Source organism: Pseudomonas morbosilactucae (assembly GCF_023241665.1).
GTDB lineage: Bacteria > Pseudomonadota > Gammaproteobacteria > Pseudomonadales > Pseudomonadaceae > Aquipseudomonas > Aquipseudomonas morbosilactucae.
In genome coordinates this window covers 1-19,236 of the sequence record NZ_JALQCX010000019.1, presented here as the reverse complement: position 1 = coordinate 19,236, position 19,236 = coordinate 1, and the positions used below count along the sequence as shown (strand labels likewise).

11 protein-coding genes and 2 pseudogenes are annotated in these 19,236 nt (G+C 64.9%); 1 reads left to right on the top strand and 12 read right to left on the bottom strand.

What is annotated here, in order from left to right; genetic code table 11:
* Positions 1 to 3: 3 nt before the first annotated feature.
* On the top strand, positions 4 to 771 hold the full coding sequence (locus tag M1B35_RS12050) for an ABC transporter ATP-binding protein (protein WP_123332740.1): 768 nt from the start codon (positions 4 to 6) through the stop codon (positions 769 to 771).
* A gap of 1 nt (position 772) precedes the next feature.
* Here M1B35_RS12050 and M1B35_RS12045 read toward each other — a convergent pair whose 3' ends face one another.
* The 12 genes and pseudogenes from M1B35_RS12045 to M1B35_RS11990 form a co-directional block, all read right to left on the bottom strand.
* Positions 773 to 1,957, bottom strand: coding sequence for a GGDEF domain-containing protein (locus tag M1B35_RS12045; protein WP_268262002.1), 1,185 nt, complete (start codon positions 1,955 to 1,957; stop codon positions 773 to 775).
* A 195-nt stretch (positions 1,958 to 2,152) separates the two neighbouring features.
* On the bottom strand, positions 2,153 to 3,529 hold the full coding sequence (locus M1B35_RS12040; RefSeq protein WP_268262001.1) for an LLM class flavin-dependent oxidoreductase: 1,377 nt from the start codon (positions 3,527 to 3,529) through the stop codon (positions 2,153 to 2,155).
* Positions 3,530 to 3,693: 164 nt separating this feature from the next.
* On the bottom strand, positions 3,694 to 4,488 hold the full coding sequence (locus tag M1B35_RS12035) for an ABC transporter ATP-binding protein (RefSeq protein WP_268262000.1): 795 nt from the start codon (positions 4,486 to 4,488) through the stop codon (positions 3,694 to 3,696).
* Between the two features lie 10 nt (positions 4,489 to 4,498).
* Positions 4,499 to 5,260: an ABC transporter permease gene (locus tag M1B35_RS12030; protein WP_268261999.1), complete on the bottom strand. Its 762-nt coding sequence runs from the start codon at positions 5,258 to 5,260 to the stop codon at positions 4,499 to 4,501.
* Positions 5,261 to 5,272: 12 nt separating this feature from the next.
* Positions 5,273 to 6,040, bottom strand: coding sequence for an ABC transporter permease (locus M1B35_RS12025; RefSeq protein WP_123332750.1), 768 nt, complete (start codon positions 6,038 to 6,040; stop codon positions 5,273 to 5,275).
* A gap of 392 nt (positions 6,041 to 6,432) precedes the next feature.
* Positions 6,433 to 8,902: pseudogene (locus M1B35_RS12020) on the bottom strand (TonB-dependent receptor plug domain-containing protein).
* A 156-nt stretch (positions 8,903 to 9,058) separates the two neighbouring features.
* A pseudogene (locus M1B35_RS12015) lies at positions 9,059 to 11,325 on the bottom strand (TonB-dependent receptor).
* A gap of 368 nt (positions 11,326 to 11,693) precedes the next feature.
* Positions 11,694 to 12,752 (bottom strand): ABC transporter substrate-binding protein, encoded by a 1,059-nt coding sequence (locus tag M1B35_RS12010; RefSeq protein ID WP_123332755.1) that lies wholly within the window; start codon positions 12,750 to 12,752, stop codon positions 11,694 to 11,696.
* A 36-nt stretch (positions 12,753 to 12,788) separates the two neighbouring features.
* Positions 12,789 to 13,841 carry an ABC transporter substrate-binding protein gene (locus M1B35_RS12005; RefSeq protein WP_268261998.1) on the bottom strand — a complete coding sequence of 351 codons (1,053 nt, stop codon included), beginning with the start codon at positions 13,839 to 13,841 and terminating at the stop codon, positions 12,789 to 12,791.
* Positions 13,842 to 13,863: 22 nt separating this feature from the next.
* On the bottom strand, positions 13,864 to 15,024 hold the full coding sequence (locus M1B35_RS12000) for an LLM class flavin-dependent oxidoreductase (RefSeq protein ID WP_123332759.1): 1,161 nt from the start codon (positions 15,022 to 15,024) through the stop codon (positions 13,864 to 13,866).
* 482 nt (positions 15,025 to 15,506) lie between these two features.
* The gene (locus M1B35_RS11995; protein WP_268261997.1) at positions 15,507 to 17,348 is read right to left on the bottom strand and encodes an ABC transporter ATP-binding protein; all 1,842 of its coding nucleotides are present in this window, start codon (positions 17,346 to 17,348) and stop codon (positions 15,507 to 15,509) included.
* Positions 17,341 to 19,122: an ABC transporter ATP-binding protein gene (locus tag M1B35_RS11990; RefSeq protein ID WP_268261996.1), complete on the bottom strand. Its 1,782-nt coding sequence runs from the start codon at positions 19,120 to 19,122 to the stop codon at positions 17,341 to 17,343. The genes M1B35_RS11995 and M1B35_RS11990 overlap by 8 nt, the downstream gene beginning before the upstream one ends.
* Between the last annotated feature and the right edge of the window lie 114 nt (positions 19,123 to 19,236).

Here is a 19,236-nt window from a genome sequence, read left to right as displayed (position 1 = left end):
CCCATGAGCCAGCGCCCGGAAAGTGACCCGCCGTTGCTGCAGGTCGAACAGGTGGAAGTCTTCTACGAGCAGTCGATCCTCGCCCTGCGCGGCGTGTCGCTGCAGGTGGCGGCGGGGCAGATGGTGGCGTTGCTGGGGGCCAATGGCGCCGGCAAGAGCACCACCCTCAAGGCCATTTCCAGCCTGGTTCGCGCCGAACGCGGCGAAGTGGTCAAGGGCCGGGTGCTGTATCAGGGCCGCGACATCACCCACGCCGACCCTGCCAGCCTGGTGCTGGCGGGGCTGGCCCAGGTGCTTGAAGGGCGGCATTGCTTCACCCATCTGAATGTCGAGCAGAACCTGTTGCTCGGCGGTTTTGCCGGACGGCCGTCGCGCCAGGTGCTGAACCAGCGCCTGGAACGCATCTACGGCTACTTCCCCCGTTTGCGTCTGCTGCGCAAACGCCTGACCGGCTACACCTCCGGCGGCGAGCAGCAGATGGTCGCCATTGGCCGGGCGCTGATGTCCGAGCCCCGGTTGCTGTTGCTGGATGAACCGTCCATGGGCTTGGCCCCCCAGGTCGTGGAGGAGATTTTCGAGACCTTGGGCCGGCTCAACCGCGAACAAGGGTTGAGCCTGCTGGTGGCCGAGCAGAACATCAACATCGCCCTGGACTACGCCGACTACGCCTATGTGCTGGAGAACGGGCGCGTGGTGGACGCCGGGGCGGCGTCTGAACTGGCCGCCAGCGACGACCTGCAGAATTACTACCTGGGGGCGCTGGCCGGCTGATTCAGGCCACCACTTCCACCCGGTCGCGCTGTTGCTTGGCCCGGTACAGGGCCTTGTCGACTTCGCCCAGCAGGGCTTCGAAACTCCACTGCGCCGGTAAGGCGCAGACATCGGCCAGCCCGGCACTGAAGGTCATCTGCAGCGGTGGCTGCTGGCCCTGACGCTGCAACTCCTCGCGCAACTGCTGAAGAAATTGCCGGGCCTGGTGCACATCGGTTCCGGGCAGCATCAGCAGGAATTCCTCGCCCCCCCAACGCACGAACACATCCCCCTGGCGCTTGAGGCGGAACACGCTGGCAGCAAAGCGTTGCAGGGCCGCATCGCCAGTGGCGTGGCCGTGGTGGTCGTTGATGCGTTTGAAGTTGTCCAGGTCGATCATCGCCAGGGTCAGGGGCGTGCGCAGCTGCCGGGCGCGGCTCCACTGGTCATTGATGATCGGCGCCGCGCCCCGACGGTTGAGGGCCCCGGTCAGGGTGTCGGTGATGCTCAACTGGAAGGCCTGTTGGCGCAGTTGCTCCTGAAGCATCAGGGCGAAACTCAGGGTGAATAGGAACGACACCATGAAATCCATCACCAGGGCGCCGATGCTCGGCAGATCCGGGCTGTCGAACGCCAGCGGCGGCACGGGATCGACCAGGGTGCTGAACAGCGACGAAGCATGGAACAGGATCAGCGCGGTGTGCCCGGCGATCAGGCCCCAGGCCCCGCGATAACGTTGCTTGAGGGCCCAGGCCGCGCGCAATTGCTGGCCGATGCTCAGCAGCACGATAAAAAAGAACCAGGGCAGCAGGTAGGCACTGTGCAGCAGTGCCACCGCGCCGACGGTATAGACCAGCGGCAGGAGCAGCACCCGGTCCAGGGGCCAGCCATGGCCGCCACGGCGCCCGAACAGGTGCTCCAGGGCCAGGGTGTGGGCACCGATGGCCGCCAGCAGCAGGGCGATGCCCGACACCAGTTCCTGGGGTGGGGTCAGCAGGCCCAGCCAGGTATAGCCGTCGCCCAGTACACCGGGTTGCAGCAGCACCACGCCGCGGTAGGCGGTCAGCAACAGGTCGCCGGCCAGCCACCAGCGCAACGCGCCGCCGGACGAGCCGAGGCCGAAATACGACAGGCACAGCACCAGGGCGGTGAGCAGGCCGAAGGGAATAAGGATCAGCGACAGGGTGACGGGATCGTTCAGCAGCATGGTCGGGCGATTCGAGAGCAAGGGGGGCAGGGAGTGTGGAGTGCCTTACCGCGGGCTTGTGCTCGCACGCTGGTGGGAAAACCGCGCCATTATGGCAGAGCCGCGCGGTATGCAAACCTGTGCTGATGCGCCGTCTGGCGCCTGGTTGAAACGGGCCCGCCCCAGGTGCCGTTGATTCCCTGGGGCGGGCACCGCTTACGGGGCGAAGCGGAACGAGGCGCCGTAGGCCGAGGCTGGCAGGTGGCTGGCACCGTCGGCACGCAAGCGTGAGCGAAAGGTCCCGCGCTGCGGCTGGGTGCGATACAGCCCGCGCTTTTGCAGTTCGGGAATCACCAGCTCGACAAAGTCTTCAAGGCTGCCCGGGCTGATCAGCGGGTTGAGCATGTAGCCACTGGTGCCGGAGATCCGCGCATGTTCCTCGATGCGCTGGGCCACCTGCTGCGGGGTGCCCACCAGAATCAGGTCGCTGCCGCGGGTGACCTGGGCGAAACGCTGTTTGACGTCGCCGGCGGTCAACGGCTTGCCGCTGCCATCGGGGCGCATGACGTAAGAGGTCAGGCCCTCGGTGTGGGTGGACAGGGCTTCGTTGTCGGCATAGCGGCTGATGTCGATGCCGGTGTCGCCGGCGTAGCTCACCAGTTGCGCCTGCAAGTGGTAGTTGCTTTGCAGCTCGGCGTATTTGCGCTGGGCTTCGATCTCGGTCTTGGCGGTGACGATGCGCAACACGGTCAGGGATTTCACATCCTCGGCCTGGCGCCCGCGCGCCCGTGCTTGGGCCCAGATGTCCTCCAGGCCCTGGCGGATGTCCACCGGGTTGGATTTGGCGATAAAGATCAGCTCGGCATGCTTGGCTGCGAATTCCCGGCCACGGCCCGACCAGCCGGCCTGGATCAGCAGCGGCGTGCGTTGCGGCGAAGGCGAGCACAGGTGCGGCCCGGCCACTCGGTAATGCTCGCCCACATGGTTGATCGGGCGTACCCGGTCGCCGCGGGCATAGGTTTGCCGGGATTTGTCGGCCAGCACCGCGTCATCGGCCCAACTGCCTTCCCAGAGCTTGTAGGCCACATCGAGAAATTCCTCGGCGCGCTCATAGCGGTCATCGTGCTTGATCATCTGCTCCAGGCCGAAGTTGCGTGCGGCGCTGGACAGGTAGGAGGTGACGATGTTCCAGCCCACACGGCCATTGGTCAGGTGGTCCAGGGTGCTGAAGCGCCGGGCGTGCGTGAACGGGTGTTCATAGCTGGTGCTGACCGTGACCCCGAAGGCCAGGTTTTCGGTGATCGCCGCCAGCGCCGGGATCAGCAGCAAAGGATCATTGGCCGGCGCTTCCACGGCCCATTTCAAGGCGGCGTCGGCGTTGCCGCCCAACACGTCGTAGAACCCCAGTACGTCGCCGAAAAACAGCATGTCCAGGTGGGCCTGATCGGCGATTCGCGCCAGGTTCGACCAGTAACTCAGGGAGTTGATGCTCAGGCGTTCATCGGCGGGGTGGGTCCACAGGCTCGGCGCGCCGCCGCAGCCGACACTGGATTGCTCGTAGAGGGCAAACAACAAAGGGGTTGGATCGGACATCGAGGGTTCCTGAAAAGTCGCTGGGGGCAGGGGCGCGGGCGGGTGTTGAGGCACCCGCCACGCACGCATTCATATATTTAAACGCACTATAAAAATGCCTTGTACGACTTTTATGGAATAAAAGCCGAGCTTCGAGCTATATCGCCCCCCGGCGCAAACGGCCCTCAGTGGCCCACCAGTTCCTCCAGCAATTGCTCCTTGTAACCCTGTAGGACGGGCGAAGAACGCTCCCGGGGATGGGGCAGGTCCACGCGGATTTCATGCTTGATCCGTCCCGGGTGGGCGTCCATGACAATGACTCGGTCGCCCAGGTACAGGGCTTCCTCGATGTCGTGGGTGACCATGATCACCGTGCAGCGCTGCTGCACCCAGATGCGCTGCAGCTCGTGCTGCAGGCGCACCCGGGTCAAGGCGTCGAGGGCACCCAGGGGCTCGTCCAGCAGCAACACCTTGGGTTTATTGATCAGCGCCCGAGCAATCGCCGCGCGCTGCGCCATGCCGCCGGACAGTTGGTGCGGGTAGGCGTCTTCAAAGCCCTCGAGGTTGACCAGGGCGATGTGCTCGGCCACCAGGCGCTGCTTTTCGGCGGCCGACAACGGGTGGTTCTTCAGCGCCAGGGCAATGTTCTGGCGCAAGGTCATCCAGGGAAACAACCGGTGGTCCTGGAACACGATGCCGCGCTCCAGGCTGGCGCCGACCACGGGTTGGCCATCGAGCAGTATCTGCCCCTGATAATCGCGCTCCAGGCCGACCATCAGCCGCAGCAGGGTGGATTTGCCGCAGCCGCTGGCGCCGACAATGCTAACGAACTCCCCGGGGCGGACCTGCAGGTCGATGTTCTCCAGCACCGGCAGGGCCTGGCCCTGGATCCGGTAGGTTTTGCTGAGGCTGCGGACTTCCAGGGCGCCAGAGGCTTGGGTCAGGCTCGCCTGGGGCGGGTGTTGGGCGATTGCATTCATGTCTTGGCCTTCAGCGGGTAGGGCGCCAGCGCAGCAGGCGGCGGCTCAGCAGGGAAAACAGCAGGTTCATCAGGTAGCCACACAGGCCGATGCACAGCACGCAGAGGACGATTACCTCCATGCGTGAACCGGCCTCGGCATTCATCATCAGGTTGCCCAGGCCGGCGCCGGACGACAGGAACAGCTCGCTGCCCACCGTGGTCACCCAGGCAAAGGCCAGGGCCTGCAAGGCGCCGGTGGCGATGCTCGGCAAGGCTGCGGGAAACAGCACATGGCGCAGTTGCTGCCGGCGACCCAGCACCAGCACCTGGCCCACTTCGCGGTAGCGCTGCTCCACCTGGCTGAAGCCCAGGTAGGTGTTGAGCACCATGGGGTAGAAGGCGGCGAGGCTGACAATCAGTACCTTGGAAAACTCGCCGTTGCCGAACCACATGGCAATCAGCGGGATCCAGCCGAGCATCGGCACCTGGCGGATCGAATGGAACAACGGCCCCACCAGCCGATTGGCCACCGCCGACAAGGCCATCAGCGCGCCCAGCAACACCCCGAAGAGGATCCCCAGCAGCAGGCCGCCGCTGGTGCGGGCCAGGCTGGCCAGGAGGTTGACCAACAGTTCACCGTTGCCCAGCAATTCGACCAGGGCGCTGCCGATGGTCGACAACGGCACGAACGCATACGCCCCGGCGGCGTCCTGGCGGGACAGGTATTCCCAGAGCGCGAGCAACAGCAGGGGCAGCAGCGCGCCCCGGATTTTTTTCAACAAAGCGATCATTCGAGGGGGCTCCTAGCGGGTCTGCCAGCGCAGCAGTCGCCGCTCCAGGCGGCGGAAGGAAAAGTCCAGGGCAAAGCCGATCAACCCAGTGACGATCACCCCGACCATCACCACGTCGATGCGCAGCATCTGCCGGCTCATTTCAATCATCTGCCCCAGGCCGCTGTCGGCGGCCAGCAGCTCGGTGGCCACCAGTACCACCCAGGCTCGGGTCAGGCTGATGCGAAAGCCGGTAATGATCGGCGGCGCGGCGGCGGGCAGGGCGATTTCGCGGACCAGGGTCGGCCAGCGCAACTGATAGACGTCGGCCACTTCGAAGTAGCTGCGGGGGATGGCCTTGACCCCCTCGCTGGCCGCCAGGGCCACCGGGAAAAACGCGGTTTTGGCGACGATGACGATCTTGAAGGTTTCATCGATGCCCAACAGCAGCACGAACATCGGGATCAGGGCGATGCTGGGGATCTGCCGCAGGCTGTGGAACAGCGGCGCGCAGTAAGCCTCGACGTTTTTCGACAGGGCCATCAGCACGCCAAAGGCCAGCCCGCTGAACGCACCGATGGCGAACCCCAGGCCCAGGCGCGACAGGCTGTTATCCAAGTGCTCCAGCAGTTCCCCACTGGCCAGCAAGGCTTCGAAGGTTTGCCATACCTGGGCCGGCGGAACCAGCAAGTTGCGCGGAAAAATCCCCGCATTGGCCACCAGGTGCCAGAGCAACAGCAAGGCAACGGGCGAGATCACCCAAGTCAAGGCATTGAAGACAGGACGAACAAAACGAGCCATGGCAATTCTTACTTCAGCGAAATACCCCTGACCCATCGCAAGACCTGTGCCACCTGCACGGCAAGATTGTGCGACGTTATTGGGGGGGCTGTTGTGTAGGAGCTGGCTTGCCAGCGATGGCGGGTTTAAGGGCGCTGCAAGCGTCAAGTTGCGAGCTTCAAGGGCCTCATCGCCGGCAAGCCGGCTCCTACAGGAGGCGTCGGTGAGGCTGTGTTGGGGAGGATGTTGTGTAGGAGCTGGCTTGCCAGCGATGGCGGTTTTAAGGGCGCTGTGAGCGTCAAGCTGCGAGCTTCAAGGCCTCATCGCCGGCAAGCCGGCTCCTACAGGGGGACGGTGTTTGGGGTGGTGCTCAGGCAGCAATGACTGCTGCCTGGGCAACACCGGGGCAGCAATCAGAAGTCGTAGCTGACGCTGGTGTAGTAGAACGCGCCTTGTGCGCCTTCCGGGCTGGTGGTGGAGTATTTGGGCACGCCGTATAGCTGGGTGCCGGCGGATTTGTCCGGGCGGCTGTCGAGCAGGTTGATCGCGCCCACCGAAACTTTCAGGTGCTTGTCAAAGGTGTAGGACAGGTCCACATCGGTCACCCATTGCGCGCTGTAGGTCTGGTCCAGGTTGGGGTTCACGGCGTTCAGGCTTTTCCACTGGCCATAGCGGCGCTGGGCCACGGTCACGCCCCAGCCCTCATACAGCCAGTTGGCGCTCAGGGTCAGTTTGTTCTTCGGCGTGCCGTCCTCGATCAGGCCCTGGGTGGTGCGGCCGACAATCTGCGAACCCTTGATGCTGCCCACGTCCCGCAGTTCGGTGATCTGGGTGTTGTTCTGGCTGAAGCCTGTGCTCAGGTTCAAGCGCCCCCATTGCTGCAGGTCCCACTGGTAGTTGCCGGTCAGTTCGACGCCATCGGTACGGGTATCGGCGACGTTGGTGTAGAAGGCCGCGCTCTGGATGTTGGCGTAAGGTGTGCCGGCAAAGATCGGCGCGACCACCGCCGACGGCAGCTGGTCGGAGAGGGTGATGCGGTTATCGATGTTGATCCGGTACGCATCCAGGGTCACCGAGGCATTGGGCAGCGGACGCCAGACCAGGCCCAGGGAGTAGTTGGTGGATTCCTCGGGCTTGAGCGCCTTGCCGCCCAGCAACGCGGCTTCCGGGCTGTCGGCGCGCAGGGTGCGTTGTTGCACCTCGACGAAATTACCGCTGCCCGGCGGTTGCTCCACCACCTGCACGCTGAACGAGGACAGCCCGCTCTGCACCAAGGATGGTGCCCGGTAGCCGGTGCTGGCGGTGGCGCGGGCGGCGATTTGCGGGGTGAAGTCGTAACGCAGCGAGAGCTTGCCGTTGGTGGTGTCGCCAAAGTCCGAGTAATGCTCGGTGCGCACCGCCACCCCGGCCTGGAATTTCTCGGTGACCTGGCCTTCCACATCGACGTAGGCCCCCAGCACCTTGCGGTCCAGGGACGCGGCGTCCACCTGGGTGATGCCCGAGTAGTAGCCCGGGATCCTGCGGCCGGTCACCGGGTCGATGGTGTTGAACAACGGGCCGTTCTGCCAGCCGGCGGCTTCACCGGCACTCAGTTCGTAGTTCTCCTGGCGCCAGGCCAGGCCGGCGGACAGGGTCAGGGGCTTGAACAACAGGTCGGTGGGGAAGTCGCGGACCCAGTCCAGGGTCAGGTTGGTCTGGTCGCTTCGCGCTTGCCGGTGTAGATCTTCGACGGACTGGCATCGCCCCAGCTGGGTTGATGGCGTTGCGATCGACCGATTCCAGGCGGTTGATGCCGTGGTTCAGGGCCAGGTCGAACTTGCCCAGTTGCTCGTCCTCGTACCGCAGGCCCCCGGTGGCGGCATAGTCTTGCAGGGTGTAGCGGGTGATCGGCACACGCCCGTCAGGGTAGCGTTGCAGGGCATCGCTGCCGTAGTTGTTGCGCAGGGTGGTGGGCGGGTCGAAGAAGTTCTCGGCGTCGGTGTTCTTGTGGGCGTAGGTGGCAAAACCGTAGGCGGTGAGCCCCTCGCTGAGGCCGAACTCGCTGTTGGCGACGACGTTGTATTGGTCCGAGACATTGCCCGAGCCCCAGCGCCAGGTGCGGTAGCGGTTGTTCTGCTCGCGGGGCGTGTTGATGCTGGTGGAGCCGGGGTAGAAGATCCGGTTGTCCGGGTTGGTGTCGCTGGCCGGGTCCTGGCTGCCCGCATCGAAGCTCAGGGTCAGGAAGCCGTCGTTGGGCAGGGCAAAGCCTTTCCAGCCGCTGAGTTTGCGCTGGATGCCGTCGCCCTTGTCGTAGCCGCCGAAGCGGTAGCCCAGGTTGCCGCCGTCGTCCTTTTCCTTGAGCACGATATTGATCACCCCGGCGATGGCGTCGGAACCGTACTGGGCGGCGGCGCCGTCACGGAGGATTTCCACCCGCTGGATGGCACTCAGGGGGATCAGGCTCAGGTCCACGGCAGCGGCACCACGGCCGTTGACCAGGCTTTGGCGGGTGACGTTGGCGCTGGTGTGGCGGCGTTTGCCGTTGACCAGCACCAGCACCTGGTCGGAGGCCAGGCCGCGCAGCGAGGCACCCTGGGCGATGGACCCGGCGAAGGCGCCCTGGGGCGACTGGGGGAAGCTGAAGGACGGCGACAGTGCGGCCAGGGCACCGGACAAGTCGCTGGCCCCGGTGTGTTGCAACTGCTCGCCGGAGAGCACGTCCACCGGGGCGGCGCTTTCCAGGGCGGTGACATCACTGCGGCGGGTGCCGAGCACCACCACGGTGTCCAGGTGATCGCTGGTGGCAGAAGGGGACGAGGTTGAGCTTTCGGCAGCGAACGCAGGCACGGCAAGGCTGCCGATGACCAGCGCCACGGCGCCGGCCAACGGATTGCGATGGAACATAAGGTGAATTCCTTTCTAATAAAAATGCCGATCAACGCGTTGGTGCGGTAGGTCGGGTTGCGGTAGGAGCTGGCTGGCCTGCGATGGTGGTCTTGAGACCTGCCCAGGGCCTGGGGGCCCTATCGCCGGCAAGCCGGCTCCTACAGGGGGTATGGGTTAGAAGCGGCTGGTCACGCTCAGGCCGACGGTGCGTGGGTCGCCGTAGGTGATGACGTACTGGCCCAGGCCACCGTTGGGTCGGCCATGCACTTGGTAGCGACGGTCGGTGAGGTTGTTGACGAAGCCGGTGACGCTGAGTTTTTCATCCGGGCTGAACCAGGTCAGGCGGCTGTTGGCCAGGGTGTAGTGGGGCTGGCTCAGGGTCTTGTCGGGGCTGCTCTGGCGGTCGGCGAGGAAGTATTCCTTGTCACGGAAGCTCACGTCACCACCGGCCACCAGCTTGCCGCCGATCTCCAGCGGGAAGGTGTAGTCGGCCCCCAGAGACACCACGTTACGCGGCGAGCGCACGAAGCTGTTGCCGCTGTAGTCGCCGGTCACCTCACCGGTGGTGGGGTTGGTGTTCTTGAATTCGGTGTACTGGCTGTCGAGGAAAGACACCGCCGCCCGCAGGTGCAGGTAGTCGGTGGGCTGGCCTTCGATTTCCAGCTCGGCGCCCTTGACCTTGCCCTTGGCGCCGTTGGTCAAGGCGGTGGTCAGCACGCCGTTGTTGACCGTCAACAGGTTCACCTGGATGTCCGAATAGTCGTAGTAGAAAACGTTGGCGTTGACCGTCAGCCGGCGGTTGAACCACTCGGACTTGAGGCCGACTTCATAGGCGTCCAGCTGTTCCGGATCGACCGTGGTCAGTTGCGACAGGCTGGTGGACAGGCCGGTGTTGAAACCGCCGGAACGGAAGCCATGGGCATAACGCATAAACACCCGCAGGTTGTCGTTGATGCGGTATTCCGGGGTCAGGTCGTAGGTCCAGGCTTCCCAGGTCTTGTCCTTCTCGCTGCTGCCGTTGCTGCCGGCTGCCGCCAGGGGAATCAGCGGGCCGTTGGCGGTGGCGCGGGTCAGCTGGGTCAGGTCGAGGTCGATGTCTTTCTTTTCCTGGGTCCAGCGCAGGCCGCCGGTGACGCTGAAGTCATCGGTGAAGTCGTAGGTCAGGTTGCCGAACAGCGCATAGCTGTCGGTGGTGTGGGTGTAGTCGAGGTTGCGAAAGGCCGTGGTGCCGACCTGGTTCGAACCGGTGCCGTTGGGCGCGCGCCCGGGGTGATGATGCGCTTGGCCGAACTGTCCAGGTCTTCATGGAAGTAGTGGGCGCCCAGCAGCCAGCGCAGGGTTTCCTGTTGCGGCGAGGCCAGGCGCAGCTCCTGGGAGTACTGGGTGTATTTGTTGTCGCTGATGGCCGCGCCGTTGACTTCGTACGGGGTGTAGTCGGCGTCGCTGGTGGACTGCCCGCGAATCCAGTCATAGGCACTGATGGACGTCAGGGTGTAGTCGCCCAGGTGCCAGTTCAGGGTCAGGGAGGTGCCATCGTGATCGAGCTTGGCGTCTTCGTTGACATTGAGGTTGGTGTTGCGCCCATGGGGTCGCTCATAGCCAACGTTGTAATAGGTGCCCACCGGCAACGAGCCGTTGCTGCCATCGCCCTTGAACTCGCGGCTGTGCAGCTTCAACAGGGCGTCCAGGTCCGGGTTGAGCTGGGCCAGGAACTGCAGGCGCACGGCCTTCTTGTTGACGTCGCCGTAGGTGTGGTCGTCGTTGAGGTTTTTCTGGAAGCCGTCGCGTTCCTCGGAGTACAGGGAAACCCGCGCCGCCAGCTTCTCATCCACCAGGGCGCCGCCAATGGCGCCGCTGACGATGCGTTCGTTCTTGCTGCCAAAACCCAGGGTGCCAAAACCGTCGGTGTCGAAGCTGGGCTTCTTGGAAATGATGTTCACCGCACCGGCCGTGGTGTTCTTGCCGTACAGGGTGCCCTGGGGCCCGCGCAGGACCTCGATGCGCTCCAGGTCGAACAGCGGGCCGCCGCCGGCAATAGGCGCGTTGAGGTAGACGTCGTCGGCATAGATGCCCACCGGGAAAACCGTGGCGGCACCGGTGTCACCGGTGCCCAGGCCGCGGATGTACCAGCGGGGGCGGCCGTCACCATCGGGGTTCTTGGCCGAGGCGTTGGGAATAAAGGTGGTGATGTCGCCCATGGCGCGCACGCCGTCGGCGGTGATGCTGGTGCCCTGGACTGCCGATACCGCCACCGGAACCTCTTGCAGGGTTTCTTCCCGGTGCTGGGCAGTGACGGTCACGGTTTTCAGTGCCGGTTCATTGCGGGTCTGTTCGCTGTCGGTGGTGTCGGCTTCAGCGGCCAATGCCGCCTCACCGAGGGTGCCTCCCGCTAGAAGCAGGGCCAGCCAGATACTCTTGGTAATCGGATTAAGCTTATGCATTTAAATCTCCCCCTTGAAAGTTTCTCTATCTGGGCTAGAGCAGAGATCGTGCCAAGAGGATTTGTTCGCTCTTTAGTTTTGATAAGTGATTGAAATAAAACGATTTAAATCATTAAAAAGACGCGGTTCAAGTTGTTTTAAAAAGCCGTGGTTAGTTGGATCCAACACGCTATAAAGAGCCTGTCGGTTATTCAGCAGAAGTTGCGTGAAGGGTGCTGCTGGAGCAGCAAGCGTGACCGGCAAAAGTGCTGCCCAACCAACACCCGGCACCCAGGGTGATTACAGGTTTTTTTGTAGGAGCCGGCTTGCCGGCGATAGCACAGGGGAGGTGGGAGTCGCCAGCGCCTGCCACAGGCGCTGGCCGAGGATCAAACAGCGACGCGGGAGGTGGAACCGATGACTTTTTCCAGCACGCTGAAGTCGATCCAGTCGCGTACATCGAAGCGCCGTGGGATGAAGTTCCAGCGATGGAGAAAGTCGGTGAAGTCTTGCAGGGCTTCGATGGAGCGGGCATCCAGGGTGGTGCGCAGGCGGCGGTGGGCGTCTTCGCCATAGGCCGCCGCCACCCAGTACTCGCTGGTGTTGAGTTCGCGGGCGAGAAAACGCCGGGTTTCCTCGGGGTTGGCCCAGGCCCACTGCTCGGTGCGCAGCACGGTGTCGACGATTTTCACACTGGCGTCGAAGTGTTCCTGCAGCAGGTGAGTGTCCACGGTCAGGGTCCGCGGCGTGCCGTTGTTGGAGCGGATCAGCGGGTCCGGGTGGGAGCCGGTGTCCACCACCACGTGCAGGCCGAATTCGTTGGCCAGGTGCACGGCGTGGGCGCCCTTGAGGAAGATCGCATCGATGTCGCCCCGCAGCAGGCCGATCAGTTCGTTGTTGCGCCGGCTGAAACGGGTCACCCCGAGGCTGACTTCCGAACCGTACAGGTGTTGCTTCTGCTCGTCGCTGTAGGTGCCGCCGTAGGGGTAGTCCACCAGCTCTACGTCGCTGACGGCCAGGCCTTCGAGCTTGAGGGCATTTTCCAGGCCGCGCAGGGCCTGGGCGCGGGTGAAGTCGATCTGCACATTGGCCCATTTCGGCAAGCCGAAACGACGGTTTTTCAAGTCGCGGATGCTCTTCACGCCGCTTTCCGCGGTGGTCAGGATCAACTGCACCTCGTCACTCCAGGACAGGCCCAGGACCCGGGTCTGCACGCCGCTGGCGTAGGCCCAGATGGCCGGAATGTTGCCGCCGTGGCGCACCGAGTTCTGCAAGTGGTGGTCGTAGTGGGCCTCGCGCACTTCACGCTCGCTGGATTCGCGCAGGGACTGGATATTGGTGCCGAACGGCAGGAAGGCTTCCGCCAGGCGACCGGACTGCACGGCGATGCCCAGCCCGGTGGGCACTGGGCTGTGGGTGTACCAAAGGGTATCGAGTGGTTTGCTCATAAGGGTCTTCAATTCGAATCCATGAAACCTGGCGGGTTAGCCGGGCAGGGCAATGGGGGTGTCCAGCAGGGCGTGCAAGGGCCGGTGATCGATCCACTGGCGTACATCGAAACTCTGCGCAATGAAGCGCCAGCGGTGCAGGAACTGGACAAAGTCCTGCAGGGCGGAGATGGCCTGTTCGTCGAGTGCGGTGCGCAGGCGCAGGTGGGCGTCATTGCCATAGGCGGCGCTGACCCAGTATTCGCTGCTGTTGGTTTCCCGGGCCAGGTAGCGTCGGGTGTCTTCGGGGTGGGTGTGGGCCCAGCGCTCGGCGCGCAGCACCGAATCGAGAATGCCGCTGGCCACGTCGAAATGCTCCTGCAGCAGGTGCAGGTCGACGGTCAGGGTGCGCGGCGTGCCGTTGTTGCTACGGATCAGCGGGTCCGGGTGGGCGCCGGTATCGATCACCGTGTGCAGGCCAAAATCGTGGGCGTATTGGGCGGCGCTGGCGCCCTTGAGGAAAATCGCATCGACTTCGCCGCGCAGCAGGCCTTGCAGCTCCAGGTTGCGGCCCTGGCGGGTGGCTGCCAGCACCGGGGTGTCGGCCACGGTGTGCACGGGCTGGTCGCTGAAGGTGCCGCCGTAGCGAAAGTTCAGCAGTTGCATATCGCCGACCTGCAGGCCTTCGAGCTTGAGGGCGTTTTCCAGGCCGCGCAGGGCCTGGGCGCGGGTGAAGTCGATCTGTGCGCCGGCCCAGTCCGGCAGGCCGAAGCGCCGCCCCTTGAGGTCCTTGACGGTGCGGATGCCGCTGTCCGGGCGGGTCAGGATCAGTTGCGCCTCATCGGCCCAGGACAGGCCGATGACCCGGGTTTCCCGGCCTTGGGCGCGGGCCCAGATCGCCGGGATATTGCCGCCGTGGCGCACCGAGTTGCGCAGGCTGTGATCAAAATGCGATTCGCGCACAGCCTGGTCGTTGGACTCACGCAGGGACTGCACCCGGGTGCCCAGGGCGCCGACCCGGTCCTGCAGCCAGCCTTGCTGCACGGCGATGCCCAGGCCGGTGGGAACCGGGCAGCGGGTGTACCACAGTGAATCGAGGGGTTGGCTCATTTCAGGTGTTCTCCATCAGCGTTCAGGCGCTGGCCTGCAAAGGGTGGGGCGTTTCGGCAACCGGGCGCTGGTGCACCAGCGGCAGGACTTCCTGGCCAATGCGCAGGGCCTCTTCCAGGTGCGGGTTGCCGGCGAGAATAAAGGTCGAGAAGCCGGCGTCGCGGTATTCCACCAGGCGTTCGGCGATGTTCTGGTGGCTGCCCACCAGGCCCACGGTGGGGCCTGGCTTGGCCTTGGCGAAGCCGGCCCAGAGGTTGGGGCCGATGATCAAGTCGTCGAAGCGGGAAATGTTCTGGTGATAGGCACTCTGTCGGGCGCCGCCCACCGAGTCGGAACCGCTGCTGAAGCCTTTGGCGACCACGCTGCTCTTGCCTTCGAGCTTGTCGAACTGGCGGCGCAGGTCGGCCCAGGCCTGTTCCTCGGTTTCCCGGGCGAACAGGTCGACCCGCAAGCCGAAGCGCACACTGCGACCCTGTTTGTCCGCGAGTTCGCGCACCCGCTCGATGTGGGGCTTGAGCTGGTCGATGGGCTCGGCCCAGTTCAGGTAGACGTCGGCGTGCTTGGCGGCCACATCCAGAGCCGCATCGGAGAAACCGGAGAAGTACACGCCGGGCTTGCGTTCATGTTGCAGGCCGGGGGGCAGGGCGCCGTTTTCAAGTTGGTAGATATCGCCGTCGTAGGAGAACCGCTCGTGTTCCCACAGGCCCTGGATGATGTCGAGGAATTCGCCGGTGCGCTGGTAGCGCCGGTCGTGGTCGAGAAAGTCGCCGTTGGCCCGCTGGCTGGCGGGGTTGCCGCCGGTGATGATGTTCCACTCCAGGCGGCCACGGCTGAGGTTCTGCAGGATCGCCGCTTGCTGGGCGGCGTAGGCCGGCAGGGTCCAGGTGGCCTGGAAGGCGATCAGGAACTTGATGCGCCGGGTTTCCCGAGCCAGGGCCGCAGCGGCGATCCAGGGCTCGGGGCCGGTGGGCAGCAGGGCCCCTTCGAAACCGGCGATTTCAGCCGCCTTGGCCACTTGGGCGATGTAGTCGATGTAGGTGAAGTCGTCCGGCTCGCCATTGGGCAGGCGTCCCGGGGCGATGTGCCCAGGGCGGTAATCCGGGTTGCCACGGTTGTGTTTGTCGGTGGTCAACTGCGGACCGTCGGTTCCCAGCGGCAGGCGCCAGAAAAATTCAGTGCTCATGGGTGCTCCTGATTCAGTAACGCATTGCGCCCGCAGGTGCGAAGACGCCTTTGCACAGGAACTGCAACGGCCATGCCATGCACCGCCCGAAGCGGTTTCAGCCAGCAGGGGCGGGGCTTTGCCAATAATCCCTACGAGCAACCCCGGCCGGGGTGCGTCTGTAGCAACACCCCGTCAGCAACCGCTGCTGAGCGCGCAGCACGCCCGCACGGCTGACACGCCCTGTAGGAGCCGGCTTGCCGGCGATGAGGCCCTTGGGACACAGGCTAGGCTTAGAGACGCCATCGCTGGCAAGCCAGCGCCTACAACGGGAGCTGTGGCTGATGTGCCCTGTAGGAGCCCGGCTTGCCGGCGATGAGGCCCTTGAGATGCAGGCTAGGTTTGGGACGCCTTCGCTGGCAAGCCAGCTCCTACAACGGGAGCCGTGGTTGACGTGCCCTGTAGGAGCCCGGCTTGCCGGCGATAGGGCCCTTGAGACGGATCTACGCGGTTTCAGCCGTTTCGGCGCTGCGCAGGTAGGTCTGGTACAGCGCTGCATAGGCGCCACCCTGGTCGATCAACCGATGGTGCGGACCTTGCTCCACCAGGCGCCCGTGACGAATCACGGCGATCCGATCGGCATCGCGGATGGTTGCCAGGCGGTGGGCGATGATGATCGCCGTGCGCCCTTCGCACAGGCGGCGCAAGGCCCGCTGGATGCGCCGCTCGGTATGGATATCGACCGCCGAGGTGGCTTCGTCCAGCACCAGCACCGCCGGGTCTGCCAGGTACGCACGCACCAGGCACACCAGTTGCCGCTGGCCGTGGCTCAGGTGCCCGCCCAACGGCCCGACTTCGGTCTGGTACTGGTGGGGCAGGCGCTCCAGCACTTCATCCGCCCCCAGTTCCCGGGCGGCGGCAATCAAGGCGGCATCGTCGGCCTGGGGCGCGGCCAGACGCAGGTTGTCGAGGATGCTGCCACTGAACAGCACGTTGTCTTGCAGCACCACGCCGACATTGCGCCGCAGGTCATGCTGGGTCAGTTGGCGAATATCCACGCCATCCAGTTGCACCGCGCCGGCCTGCACCTCGTAGAACCGCGTCAACAGCTGCACCAGGGTGCTTTTGCCATGGCCCGAGGGGCCCACGATGGCCAGCACTTCACCGGCACGAATGTGCAGGTCCAGGTCATGGATCACCGGTGTCGGGCTCTTGGTGTCGTAGGCAAAGCGCACCTGCTGGAAATTCACCTCCCCGCGAGCTCGCCCCAGGCGCTGGGGCGTGGCGCTGTCGACGATCTGTGGCCGGGTGTCGAGCAACAGGAAGATGCGCTGGGCCGAGGCCGAGCCGGTGGCGTAGCGCTCGAAGAGGTCTGACAGTTCTTGCAGGGGACCGAGGAACAGGAACACATAGAACAGGCTTTCCGCCACCTGGCCGACGCTGATGTCCGCCGTGGCCAGGCCGAAGGCGCCCACCAGCAACAGCCCGGCCATGCCCGCCGAACTGAGCAGGGCGGTGAACGGGGCGAACCAACTGGAGCGCAGGCTGCCGCGAATCAGTGCCTGGTTGAAGTCATCCAGCAGGCCACGGTAGCGCTTGAGGTTCGGGGTTTGCTGGGTGCATTGCTGCAGCATCCGCGCGCCGCTGACACTTTCCACCAGGTGGGCGGTGAAGCGGCTGCGGTTCTCCGCCACCTTGGCCCAGTTGCGCTGGGAAATACGCTTGAACCCCCAGGTCGCCAGCACCAGCAAGGGCACCGTGGCCGCCAGGGCGAGGAAGAATCGCGGGTCGATGCGCCACAGCATCAGCGACGCCAGCCCACAGCGCAGCAAGGCCCCCAGCAGTTCCGGCGGGCCCTGGATCAGCAAGGGTTCCAGGCTGTCGACGTCGCGATCGGCACGGGAAATGATCCGCCCGGCGCGGGTCTGGTCGAAGTAGCTGACGCTCAGCGCTTGGACATGGGCGAACACCTGCACCCGCAGGTCGTTGAGCACCCGGATCGCCGCGCTGCCGGCAATCAACTGGGACACCCCGGCGAGCACAAAACGCCCCAGCCAACTGGCCGCCAGCCCGAGGCCGAGCCACAGCACCAGGCGCTCGTCCAGCAGCCAGTGGTCGCCGTCGCGGATCAGCCCGCTGTCCAGCAGTTCGCGGACGAACCAAGGGCGCAGGAACACCGTGAACACCAGCAGCACCTCGATGCCGATCACCGCCAGTATCGGCCCGCGAATCGGCTTCAGCAGCGGCAGCAGGCGGCTGAACATGCTGCGGTCCAAGGCCTTTTTCGCCAGCATTTCTTCAATTTCGATGTCGCTCAGCGCCTTGCCGGCGCTTGGGTTAGCCATGGTCGATCCCCAGCAGGTCGCGGTAGTCCGCATTGGCCGTCAACAGTTCAGCGTGGGTGCCGCTGGCGGCGATCTTGCCGTCCTGGAGCATCAGCACCCGGTCGGCCAGAAGAATGGTCGAGAGCTTGCTGGAGATCACCAGCAAGGTGGTGGCCCGGCCCTGGTCGCGGCGCAATTGACGGATGTTGTTCAGCACCTGGCGTTCGCTGATGGCATCCAGGGCGCTGGTGGCGTCGTCGAGGCAGAGGATGTCCGGCCCACCGAGCAGCGCCCGGGCCAGACTCAGGCGCTGGCGCTGGCCGCCGGACAGGGTCACGCCGCGGTCGCCCAGGGGCGTGTTCAAGCCTTGGGGCAGGCGCTCCAGCACGTCTTCGGCGGCCGCCAGGGCCAGGCCGTGGCGCAGTTGCGCGTCGCTGGCGCCGGGGGCGGTCAGGCGCAGGTTGGCTGCCAGGGTGTCGGAAAACAGAAAGCTTTCCTGGGGCACCACGTGCACCCGGCGCCGCAGTTGCTGCAAGTCCAGGTCGCGGATGTCTTGCCAGCCGGCGCTGTCCGAGCCCAGCAGCAGGCGCCCGCAACTGACGTCGCTAAGACGCGGCAGCAGGCTGGCCAACAGGCTTTTGCCCGTGCCGGTGGCGCCCACCAGGGCGACGATTTCCCCCGGCTGCAAGGTCAGGGAGCAGTCATGGAGGATGTCTAGGCCACCACCGGGGGCGCTGACACTGACCCGTTCCAGCTTCAGGCCCAGCGGGCTGTCGGGCAGGCGAGCGTCGGCGCTACGGATGGCCGCCGGTTCGTCGAGCAATTGCCAGATGCGCTCGGCGCTGGAGCGGGCGTCGGCAAAGGTCTGCATCACCCGGCCAATGCCCTCGATGCGAAACACCAGGGTGGTGGCGATCAGCAGTGAGGTCACCAGTTCACCGATGCCCAGTTGCCCGGCGGCCACCAAATGGGCGCCGTAGACCAGGATCCACACGTGGCCCAGGGCGACCACGGCCTGGGGCAGGGGGATGCGTGAGCTGGAGTAGGCCAGGGCCTGGCGCGCGTGGTGGGCAAACAACGCCACCTGGGCGGCGAAGCCCTGGATGCGGTGCTGTTCGAGGCCGAAGGACTTGATCACCCGGACCCCGCCAATGCCCTCGCTGAGGTCCTGGTTGACCCGGTCATAGGCCGCCCCCACGGCCCGGTCGAGGCTCACCAGGCGCTCGGTCTGGCGCACGAAAATCCACAGGCCGAACGCCGTCAGTAACAGCGGCACCAGCCCCAGCAGCGGGTTGTACACACTCAACAGGCCCACCGTGGCCAAGACCACCAGGGGCGTTTCCACCACTTGGCGCCAGAAGCTGATCAAGGCATCGCGGACCTTGTCGGCGTCGCGGGTGGTGCGGGTGATCATTTCCCCCATGCCGTGCTGCCAGTGGTAGCCCAGGTGCAGGTTCTGCACCTGCTGCAGGATGCGTTCACGCAGGCGGGTCAGCAGTTCCTGGCTGAGCACCAGGGACAGCACGCTGGCCGCGTATTGCAGCACGCCACGGCCGAGGGCCACCGCGAGCATCAGCCACAGCCAGTACCAACCGAGGCTGGCGTCCAGGCTGCCGTCGGCCTGGCGCACCACCGCACGCCCGGCGCTGACATCGTTGACCGCATGGCCGATGAGCCATTGCTGCCAGACCAGCCCGAGGTTGACGGCGATATACAGCCCGGCCACCAGGGCAAAACGCCAAGGCATTTCCCGGTAAATCGCCAGGCAGCGCAAAAGAGGGTGTTTTTCGATCATGCAGGACTCATTCAAAAATCGGAGCATCTGGGGGAGGCCTTCAAGTCTTGTATCGACCTTGCGGGCGCTATCGCTGGCAAGCCAGCTCCTACACATGTGAGGTGTCGCCACCCT